The 6,948-nt window shown below is 70.8% G+C and carries 10 protein-coding genes and 1 pseudogene; 10 read left to right on the plus strand and 1 reads right to left on the minus strand.

All coding sequences use genetic code 11. From position 1 onward, the window contains the following. The 3 genes from RT309_RS11515 to RT309_RS11525 all read left to right on the plus strand — a co-directional run. Positions 1–469, plus strand: a 469-nt coding sequence (locus tag RT309_RS11515) for a PaaX family transcriptional regulator C-terminal domain-containing protein (RefSeq protein ID WP_313357182.1), incomplete at its 5' end; no start/stop codon positions are given. Positions 470–481: 12 nt separating this feature from the next. Beyond that, positions 482–1,126 carry a thioredoxin domain-containing protein gene (locus RT309_RS11520; RefSeq protein WP_313357184.1) on the plus strand — a complete coding sequence of 215 codons (645 nt, stop codon included), beginning with the start codon at positions 482–484 and terminating at the stop codon, positions 1,124–1,126. A gap of 105 nt (positions 1,127–1,231) precedes the next feature. After that, positions 1,232–1,576: a hypothetical protein gene (locus RT309_RS11525; RefSeq protein WP_313357186.1), complete on the plus strand. Its 345-nt coding sequence runs from the start codon at positions 1,232–1,234 to the stop codon at positions 1,574–1,576. 83 nt (positions 1,577–1,659) lie between these two features. Here the strand turns inward: RT309_RS11525 and RT309_RS11530 are convergent, their stop codons facing one another. Beyond that, positions 1,660–2,061, minus strand: coding sequence for a hypothetical protein (locus tag RT309_RS11530; RefSeq protein ID WP_313357188.1), 402 nt, complete (start codon positions 2,059–2,061; stop codon positions 1,660–1,662). Between the two features lie 120 nt (positions 2,062–2,181). Between RT309_RS11530 and RT309_RS11535 the strand changes: the two genes are divergently transcribed. From RT309_RS11535 to RT309_RS11565, 7 genes and pseudogenes are all read left to right on the plus strand, one after another. Next, on the plus strand, positions 2,182–3,591 hold the full coding sequence (locus RT309_RS11535; RefSeq protein WP_313357190.1) for an MFS transporter: 1,410 nt from the start codon (positions 2,182–2,184) through the stop codon (positions 3,589–3,591). Between the two features lie 142 nt (positions 3,592–3,733). Then, entirely contained in the window at positions 3,734–4,090 is a 357-nt protein-coding gene (locus RT309_RS11540; RefSeq protein ID WP_313357191.1) for a hypothetical protein, read from the plus strand. A gap of 7 nt (positions 4,091–4,097) precedes the next feature. Beyond that, a complete protein-coding gene (locus tag RT309_RS11545) occupies positions 4,098–4,889 on the plus strand; it encodes a nitroreductase family protein (protein WP_313357193.1) in 792 nt (263 codons plus the stop codon). A gap of 2 nt (positions 4,890–4,891) precedes the next feature. Continuing rightward, positions 4,892–5,740 (plus strand): endonuclease/exonuclease/phosphatase family protein, encoded by an 849-nt coding sequence (locus tag RT309_RS11550; RefSeq protein WP_313357194.1) that lies wholly within the window; start codon positions 4,892–4,894, stop codon positions 5,738–5,740. After that, positions 5,737–6,354 (plus strand): DUF2238 domain-containing protein, encoded by a 618-nt coding sequence (locus RT309_RS11555; RefSeq protein ID WP_313357196.1) that lies wholly within the window; start codon positions 5,737–5,739, stop codon positions 6,352–6,354. Before RT309_RS11550 ends, RT309_RS11555 begins: the two co-directional genes overlap by 4 nt. A gap of 66 nt (positions 6,355–6,420) precedes the next feature. Next, complete coding sequence (locus RT309_RS11560) at positions 6,421–6,681, plus strand: hypothetical protein (RefSeq protein ID WP_313357197.1); 261 nt, start codon at positions 6,421–6,423, stop codon at positions 6,679–6,681. A 25-nt stretch (positions 6,682–6,706) separates the two neighbouring features. Continuing rightward, positions 6,707–6,948 (plus strand): annotated as a pseudogene (locus RT309_RS11565) (hypothetical protein); the annotation flags it as partial.

Below are 6,948 nucleotides of genomic sequence, written 5' to 3' on the forward strand. Positions count from 1 at the left end.
GCGTCGCGACCTCAGACATCAGCTGCGCCGCCGGCTGCAGTTCCTGGGCGCGGGCGCCGTCACAGCGGGGCTGTGGATCCTGCCCGGCCATCTGTCCGACGAGGCGGAGCAGCTGCTGGCCGAGCTGGATGCCCGCGCCTACGCCACCCTGTTCCGCACGAGCGATCCGGTGCCCGCCGAGCCCCTCGCCGACGCCGCCTCGCGCTGGTGGGACCTGGGCGCACTGCGCGCGGAACACGAGCGGTTCCTGGCATCCCTCGACGGCATCGATCAGGCCGAGCCGTTCGCCGCGTACGTCCGCCTGATCGACAGCTGGCGGGTGCTGCCCTACGTCGACCCAGGCCTGCCCGCAACCCTGCTGCCCGACGACTGGCCCGGCGAGCGCAGTGCCGGAGAGTTCGAGCGACTGTCGCGGGCACTCGCCGCATCGGCGCTCGCCCACGCACGGGATGCCGTCGGCGGAAGCTGACAGGATCGAGGCATGAAGAACTCCGTCAAGGCCGTCATCATCACCGGCGGCCTGGTCATGGTGCTGCTGATCGGTGTGCTCGTGTGGACCGTCGCGCAGCGCGCCGAGTCCGAGAACGACCCGAAGCCGCAGGTGCTGCGCGAGGAGTCGCACGTTCTCGACGACGGCGGGCGGGATGGGGTCACCGTGGTGGAGTTCCTCGATTTCGAGTGCGGGGCGTGCCGCGCCGTGTACCCCGAGGTCGAGCAGCTGCGACAGAAGTACGACGGGCAGATCACCTACGCGGTGCGGTACTTCCCGCTGCCGGGTCATGTGAACTCGATGCCCGCGGCGCTCGCCGCCGAGGCCGCCGGGCAGCAGGGCGAGTTCGAGGCGATGTACCACCGGCTGTTCGAGACCTTCGCCGAGTGGGGCGAAGCCGCCGAACCGACCCCCGAGGTCTTCCGCGCGCTCGCCGACGAGCTCGGCCTCGACATGACGGCCTACGACGAGGCCGTCGCCGACCCGGCCACCACCGAACGCGTGCGACGCGACAGATCCGAGGGCACCTTCCTCGGCGTCGAGGGTACGCCCACGTTCTTCGTGGACGGGCGGATGGTCGCGCTCACCGGCCCGGGTGACCTCGAGAGGGCGATCGTCGAGGCCCAGTCGCGCTGACGCCCGCGGGCGGAGCGGGGCATTGTGTCGCCCCGTGTCGGCTCTTCTCGACGCTCGCCGGAGCCGGACGTATTCTCGGTGAACCCGATCGTGAGGAGACCCACCGTGAACACGCCGCCCACCCGCTTTTCGCCCCTCGAGGTGCGTGAGCGTGCGGCGTGCATGTGCGACCACGGAGACGTCTGCTCGTCGTACGCCCCCGGTCACGCCCTGCATCTGATCCAGGCGCGGATGGCGTCGGCGACGCCGCTCGGCTGGGCGGATGCCATCGTCGAGGCGGCGGATGCGGCATCCGGAGTTCTTCGTCTGCGCACCCTCGACGGCGACGCGCATTCGGTGTGGAGCGCCGGCGGCGCGGCGCTCGAAGCGCCCGCGGGCACGCCGGTCGCACTGCACGCCGACTACGACGTGCTCGCCGTCGGCCGCGTGCTCTACAACGTCGCGCGCTGACCCTTCGGCAGGCTCAGGGGCCCGGGAGCCGCCGGCTCAGGGGCCAGGAGTCGGCAGGCTCAGGGGCCCAGGAGCAGCGTCAGTCAGGAAGCCATCTTGGTCATGGCGTCGCGCATCGCCATGCAGGCGTCCATGCACGCCCTGCACGCCTGGGCGCACATCCGGCAGACGTCGCTGTTCTCGGCGTGCGCCTGGCATTCGTCCATGCACATCCGGCACATCGCGATGCAGGCGTCGAGCATCGACATCATCGCCTGCGCGGTCATGCCCTGCATGCGCAGCATCGAGCGCATCATCGTGCCGCACATGTCGGCGCAGTTCATGCACGCGACGCTGCAGTCCATCATCTGCGTCGAACAGACCGTGCACGCCTGCTCGCACGCGGCGCACGCGTCGATGCAGGCCTGCATGACCGCCATGTCGATCATCTCCATGCCGGACGTCTTCATCTCGGACGCCATCGCGTCCATCATCATCGAATCCATGGTTCGCTCCGTCTGGGTCGTCGGCTTCTCGCCGGGGGTCGAGACGGGGCAGGTCGTCCCGCCTGCGGCCAGGGTACGCCTGCTCGTGCCGCAGGTCGATGGCAAGAGTAGTGTCGGCCTGTGTCCTCGTTCACCCCTGTGCCCGCATTCGACACCGGGCAGCGACTGGTCGTCGCGGTCGCCGTGCTGGCCTCGTTCGTCACGTTCCTCGACGGAACGGTGGTCACGGTGGCGCTGCCGGCGATCAGCCGCGAGCTGGGCGGCGGCATCGCCACCCAGCAGTGGGTGGTCGACGCATACCTGATCACCCTGAGCGCGCTGATCCTGCTGGCGGGGTCGCTGTCGGACGCCTACGGCCGCGTGCGCGTGATGCGGATCGGCCTGATCGCCTTCGGCATCGCGTCGGTCGCCGTGGCAGCGGCTCCCGACCCGCTGGTGCTGATCATCGCCCGCGCTGCGCAGGGCGCCGCGGGCGCGCTGCTCGTGCCGAGCTCGCTGGCGCTGATCACCGCGACGATGCGCGGCGAGCTGCAGTCGCGCGCGATCGGCGTGTGGACGGCGTTCACCACCGCCGCACAGCTGGTCGGGCCGCTGATGGGCGGTCTGTTCGTCGACCTGCTCTCGTGGCGGTTCGTCTTCCTGATCAACGTGCTGCCGATCGCGGCGACCCTGGTGCTGCTCGGCCGGCTGGATCTGCCCGAGCACGAGCGCGACGTGCGGGTCGACTGGACGAGCGGCATCCTCTGCGCGCTCGGCCTGGGCGCGGTCGTCTTCGCGCTGATCGAGCAGGAGCGGCTGGGCTGGTCGAACCCGGGGATCTGGATGCCCGGAGCCGCGGGCGTGGCGCTGCTCGCCGTCTTCCTGTGGCGTCAGGCTCGTGCGGCGCATCCGCTGCTGCCCCTGTCGATGTTCGCGGTGCGCAACTTCGGCTGGGGCAATGTGTCGACCCTGTTCGTGTACGCGGCGCTGTCGCTGAACGGCTTCGTGATCGGTGTCTACCTGCAGCAGGGGCCGGGGCTCAGCGCGACAGCGGCGGGGCTCGCGAGCCTGCCGGTCACGGTGCTGATGATCCTGCTGTCGTCGCGCGCCGGAGCCTGGGCCGGGCGACTCGGGCCGCGCCTGTTCATGACCGCGGGCCCGCTGCTGATGGCGATCGGGTCTCTGCTGCTGCTCACGGTCGCCCGTGACTTCGATTACTGGTGGCAGGTGCTGCCGTCGATGATCGTGCTCGGTCTCGGCCTCGCCCTGACGGTCGCCCCGCTGACCTCGGCGATCCTCGGCGCGATCGACGAGCGTCGCAGCGGCATCGCGTCGGCCGTGAACAACGCGGTCTCACGCGTCGCCGGCCTGCTGGTGGTCGCGCTGCTGTCGACCATCGTCGGCGGGTCGCTCGACCTCGACGGCTTCCACAGCGCCGTGATCGTCACCGCTGTGCTGTTCGCCGCAGGCGGTGTGGTGTCGTGGATCGGCATCCGGCGCAACCCCGCCGAACCCGCGGACCCGCTTCCCGCCGGCGACCCGACTCACTGAGCGCAGGAGAACACGCGAGAGCAGGTGAATTCGGGCCCGATCCGCCTACCTCGGCGTGTTCCCCTCCCTCGGATGTGTGGGCGCCGGATGCCCCGCGCGCAACCCCTCGCGCCGAATACGCGCGGCGTGATGTGCTGATCCCATGACACGCAGGCGGCGAGCACGAGGGCACCGACGCCCGGCGGCGGCTGCGTTTCTGGCATCCGGCCTCTGCTACGCCGCCACCTGCGCGCTGGGAGCCGCCGTCGCGACCCGACTCGTCGACACCAGGCGGTTCCGCTGGGTGCACCACGCGATGTACATCGCGACCGTCTCGACGACGCTCCTCGCGCTGGTCACCGGCATCCGCCGCGACCGGAGGGCTGCCCTCGCCCTCGCCCCCGCGCTGGTTCCCCTCGCCGTCATCCCGTACGCGGGCACGCACACCCGCCGGCATCCCGCCGTAGCTCTCACCGCCGCGCCGTTCATCGCCGCCGGCGTCGTCATCTCCCGCCGATAGGAGCACCATGGAATTCCTCGACGTCATCCGCCGCCGCAAGACCACGAACGGGCCGTTCCTGCCCGACGCCGTCAGCGACGAGCACCAGCGGCTGCTGATCGAGGCGGCCAGCCGCGCTCCGTCGCAGCTGAACAGCCAGCCGTGGCGTTTCGTCGTGATCGAGCAGCGCGAGACGATCCAGCGGATCGCGCAGATCTCGGGCGAGAGCATGACCGAGGTGATGTCGAACGGCACGTTCTTCGAGCGCTACAAGCCGTACTTCCGCTTCAGCGAGGCCGAGATGGAGCAGAAGCGCAGCGGGATGCTGTTCGACAAACTGCCCGCGCTGCTGCGCCCGTTCACGAGCCAGGTGTTCACCTCGCGCGGCCAGAAGCTGATGAACTCGCTCGGCGTGCCCAAGACTCTGGGCGCCGAGAACGCCAAACTCGTCGCCGGTTCGCCGCTGCTGCTCGGCGTGATGCTCGATCGCAGCGAGTACCGCCCCGGCGAGCTGTCGTCGTTCTACTCGGTGTTCAGCATGGGCGCGGCGATGGAGAACATCTGGCTGACCACGGTGGAACTCGGCATGGGCATCCAGTTCATCTCGTTCCCGATGGAGGCGCCGGGCCGCTGGGACGAGATCGTCGAGCTGCTGCACGTGCCCGATGACCTCGAGCTGATGGCCGTGTACCGCCTCGGCTACCTGCCCGCCGAGCAGCGGCGTCCCGCCATCGACTGGTCGAGTTCACAGCGCAAGCATCCGTCGCAGTTCGTGTTCCGCGAGACGTGCGAGACGCCGCAGCAGGGGTGGGACGGGTGACGATGGCTGCCCCCGAACCCGATGAGCCTGCAGATGCCCTGGTCGGGCCGCGCGAAGCGCCCGACGTGCACGTGATGACCTTCAACATCCGCCGCGCCGCCGACGGCCTGCTGCGCCGTCGTGCCGACCGGTGGTCATGGCGCGCTCCCGCCGTGCACGAGCTGCTGGCGTCGGAGCGTCCGACGCTGATCGGTCTGCAGGAGGCCATGCCGCGTGTCATGCCGCTCGTGCGCGAGGCGCTCGGCCCCGATCATCGCACCATCGGCACGGGCCGGGGCGGTCGCGGCGAGGGGACTCCGATCCTGTTCGACCGCACGCGTCTCGAGCTGCGCGACTGGGGGCAGCGCGCCCTGTCGGATGCGCCCGACCGGGCGGGATCGATCGGATGGGGCAATCTCATCCCGCGAATCCTGGTCTGGGCCGAGTTCGTCGAACGCCGCAGCGGCACGCGGTTCTTCGCGATCAACACCCATCTCGACCCCGTCTCCGCGTCGTCGCGGCGGCGTTCGGCCCTCGCCATCCGTCGGCTCGTGGCCGAGCGCGGGCTGCCTGCGGTCGTCACCGGCGACCTCAACGCCGGTGCCGGCTCGACGACCATGCGCGCGCTGCAGGCCGGACGCGCTCTGGTGGACAGCTGGGGTGGCGCGGAGCGCAGGACCGGGCCGCGGTGGGGCACCTATCCCGGATACCGGCGCCCGCGCACCGGCGCACGGCAGCTCGACTGGATCCTGACCACGCCGGACGTGCGGGTGCGTGCGGTCGGGATCAACGCCCGCACCCCCGGCAGGCGCTCCCCGTCGGACCATCTGCCGGTGCAGGCCGTTCTGCGTTTTCCAGAGGCGGCCGCATGAAAGAGGACTTCCTGCGACCGCCGCGCACCGCGGCCGAGTGGGCGGCCGATGCACTGCGCGTGATCGGCATCCTGGGTGTGATCGCCGCCGCCATCCTGCTGCAGCCGACGGATGCCGGTATCGCGGCGCTGGCCCTGCCCGCGCTCATGCTGCCGCGGATGCTGGGCATGCGCGCCTGGTTCGACGCCGCCGCCGGCGCGATCGTTCTCGCGGCGGCGTGGAGCAACGTGTTCGATCTGTACGCGGCGATCTGGTGGTGGGATCTGGCGCTGCACTTCGCCTGCACCGCGGTCCTGGCCGTGATCACGGCGGAGATCCTGACGCGGACCGGCGTCGCCGCGATCACCGCGAGAACCCCGCCGCGGACGCCGCTGGTGCTCGTGCCGATGATCGCCCTCGCGCTCAGCGCGGTCTGGGAGATGATCGAGTGGTTCGGGTCGGTCTACATCAGCGATCAGATCCACGTCGGCTATCAGGACACGATCGGCGACATGGTGCTCGGGGGACTCGGCGGGCTCGTGGCGGGCGGGATGCTGGCACTGATGGACGTGCGTCGCGTGCCCGATCGGACGCAGGCGGCGGCGGAGCCGGTGGTGTCGGATCGACGCGGATGATACTCCTCGAGGTGCCGGCCGTCACGGCCCTGCCCCGATCGTGGTGGAGCGGCTGACACTCGGATCATGACTCATCACGACGGAAACCCCGACGACCTGCACGACGACGCGGCCGCAGACTCCCCTCAGGATGGCGGTGCCGGGAACGGCGACTCCCAGACGCCCGGCGCGGCGGTGCCCGACGGCCAGTTCGACAGTCAGAACATGCCGACGACCGACGGCGAACCGGCGTCCGGCGACGACTCAGCGGCGAGCGCCGGCGCGGAATCACCCGAGGAGGGCGACGCCGCCATGCGCGCGGCGGAAGAGGCGACCAAGAACGACTGACCGCCCGCGCGGTAGGGTCGCTCGCATGAGCGAAGCGGGTGACCTCGAGAAGATCGCCGCCGAGCTGTACGCGGGGGCGCCCGACGACTTCATCGCGACACGCAACGCACGTGCGAAGGACGCCGGCGACCCCGCACTCTCGGCGGCGATCCGCGCGCTGCGCAAGCCGAGCGTCGCCGCGTGGGTGGTGAACCTCTTCGCCCGCGAGCGCGCCGCCCGGCTCGACCAGGCGATGCGGCTGGCCGCCGAGCTGCGCGAGGCCCAGGA

The sequence above is a fragment of the Microbacterium sp. genome, from assembly GCF_032084865.1.
In the GTDB taxonomy this organism is placed as follows: domain Bacteria; phylum Actinomycetota; class Actinomycetes; order Actinomycetales; family Microbacteriaceae; genus Microbacterium.

Bases quoted from the DNA above. Each gene is read 5' to 3' on its own strand.
- RT309_RS11520 (WP_313357184.1), top strand. From the start codon at position 482: ATGAAGAACTCCGTCAAGGCCGTCATCATCACCGGCGGCCTGGTCATG.
- RT309_RS11540 (WP_313357191.1), top strand. From the start codon at position 3,734: ATGACACGCAGGCGGCGAGCACGAGGGCACCGACGCCCGGCGGCGGCT.
- RT309_RS11555 (WP_313357196.1), top strand. From the start codon at position 5,737: ATGAAAGAGGACTTCCTGCGACCGCCGCGCACCGCGGCCGAGTGGGCG.
- RT309_RS11550 (WP_313357194.1), top strand. From the start codon at position 4,892: ATGGCTGCCCCCGAACCCGATGAGCCTGCAGATGCCCTGGTCGGGCCG.
- RT309_RS11560 (WP_313357197.1), top strand. From the start codon at position 6,421: ATGACTCATCACGACGGAAACCCCGACGACCTGCACGACGACGCGGCC.
- RT309_RS11530 (WP_313357188.1), bottom strand. From the start codon at position 2,061: ATGGATTCGATGATGATGGACGCGATGGCGTCCGAGATGAAGACGTCC.
- RT309_RS11545 (WP_313357193.1), top strand. From the start codon at position 4,098: ATGGAATTCCTCGACGTCATCCGCCGCCGCAAGACCACGAACGGGCCG.